At 33.9% G+C, this 2,075-nt stretch carries 3 protein-coding genes; all 3 read right to left on the bottom strand.

Annotated elements, in window-relative coordinates; genetic code table 11:
• Positions 1–1,026 (bottom strand): tyrosine-type recombinase/integrase (locus tag ACW2QF_RS19770; protein WP_455717732.1); only part of this gene is annotated, 1,026 nt, incomplete at its 3' end.
• A 132-nt stretch (positions 1,027–1,158) separates the two neighbouring features.
• Positions 1,159–1,353 carry a hypothetical protein gene (locus tag ACW2QF_RS19775; RefSeq protein WP_455717733.1) on the bottom strand — a complete coding sequence of 65 codons (195 nt, stop codon included), beginning with the start codon at positions 1,351–1,353 and terminating at the stop codon, positions 1,159–1,161.
• 46 nt (positions 1,354–1,399) lie between these two features.
• Positions 1,400–2,008 carry a hypothetical protein gene (locus ACW2QF_RS19780; RefSeq protein ID WP_455717734.1) on the bottom strand — a complete coding sequence of 203 codons (609 nt, stop codon included), beginning with the start codon at positions 2,006–2,008 and terminating at the stop codon, positions 1,400–1,402.
• Between the last annotated feature and the right edge of the window lie 67 nt (positions 2,009–2,075).

Consider the following 2,075-nt stretch of genomic DNA (forward strand, 5'->3'; position numbering starts at 1 on the left):
ATCCTTCGCACTGCGTCTACGCTCTTCCTCGATTGCCGCATAATGTTTCTTTGTTGTATTAACATCTTTGTGTCCGAGGACATCTGCTACTAGGTAGATATCGCCTGTCTCACGGTAAAGAGAGGTACCATAGGTACTACGTAACTTATGAGGCGTGATTTTCTTCATAGTAGTAACGGTACTAGAATACTTCTTAACTAGAAGCTCTATACTACGAACGCCCATTCGTTTCTTTTGTATTGATAAAAAGAGTGCATCTTCATGTCCTGTGGCAGCTGGGATCTCGTTACGTATTACAAGATACTCTTGTAGTGCCATGGTAACTTCTTCTCCAAAATATACATAAGCTTCATAACCACCTTTTCGAGTGATTTTAATACGTGTGTTATTAAAATCTACATCTTTACGATCTAAACCAACACATTCTGATACACGAATTCCTGTACCCAGAAGAAGAGTCATTATTGCTAAATCACGTTCTTTTGTCTTGGAATGGAAAGCTTGTTGCTTATCCGTTAGTTTGCTACCGGACTCTACTGTATCTAGTAAAGTGGCAACCTCATCTACATCAAGTCGCACGATGGCTTTATCGTGAAGTTTAGGCATAGACACTTGTAGAATAGGGTTTTCATTAATCATCTTGTTCTTATGGAAGTATCCATAGAAGGAACGTAAGGCAGCTAATTTACGTTTGATACCACGTTCATCATTGGTATATTCCTTACCATCTTTCGTATATAGCTTAAGGTAATCTAGATATTCTTCAATATCTGTGGATTCTAATTTGGTTAATAGATCAAAATCAAAACTACGAATCTCTTTTTCTTGATATAGAGGGTTCGTTTGATGAATAAATTCAAAGAATGTACGTAAATCTATCGCATATGCAATACGGGTTCTTGGTGCTGTCGTATGTTCTATCCCTCGGAAATATGTAGCCACATATGGAGGAAGTTCCTTAATCAATTCACGCAGCTTCTTTGTATTATCTATATTAAGTTGTTCATGATAATTTCTTTCTTTCATAATCTCATCCATGCATATTGTCTTAGAGCATGACTCCTTTTTGATAATATTATAATATCATTTACTCTTTAATAATAGACCCTATTAACAAATATCCATTTAATTGTCATATAAAAAACCTGATTTCATATGTCACTCTTCAACAAAAGACAAGCACACTCCATGTTCATGTTGATTTACAGTTTCAATACTTCCATATGTAGTAATCCACGTTTCGTCTTCATCTAATTCTTTTTCAGATTCACTTATCCTTTGAACGTGGCAAAAACTAACATCAAGATTTGGATCGCATCTTACTAATTTATCAATTAACTCTTCTACTTTCATATTTATATATCCTTTCTAACACATCGTACCAAAGTGGAATTTCATGTTATAACCATCTTATTATTGGCTCTGTTCTACTGCCATTTTCCCAAACAAACCATGCGTGACACATTGTTGTTGCCCATTTTTTACCCGTTTTTGGATCTATTGCATCGCCATTATTCCATGTGGCCATTCTATTTCTAAACACATATATGTATTTTGGTGGATTATTCTGAAAAAATTCTTTCCTTTTTGTGCCTTCAAGAAATTGAATTTTTAAAAACATTGCAATTTGACCATCATCATTTAATAAATTTAAGCTTTTTTCTATAAATTCTTTAGCTAAAGAAAATGGAGGATTGCTTATTATACAATCGTATTTATCATCTGTTTTATATGTAAGATAGTCTGCAACAATAGTATTGGGATACCCTCTATCTACAATATCAATTCCATCAACAAAACAATTACTGTTGTAGTATTCCAATACCGTGCTTGCTATATTTCCAGCAGCTACACATGGTTCTAAAAATGCTTTTCCTTTAAATTTATAGTTGTCTAATAACAATTTGACAGCCTTAGGATCTGTAGCGTAATAATCATTTTCTACTCGCTCATTTTCTGGATTTCCACCAGCAAGCTTTCCGCCTGATAACACTTTTTGCTCTTTCATCTTATCTCCTTTTGTTCAATATTTACTATTATAAACCACATAAATCTATAATTTTGTCTGCTTATTC

This window comes from Anaerosporobacter sp. (genome assembly GCF_965301125.1).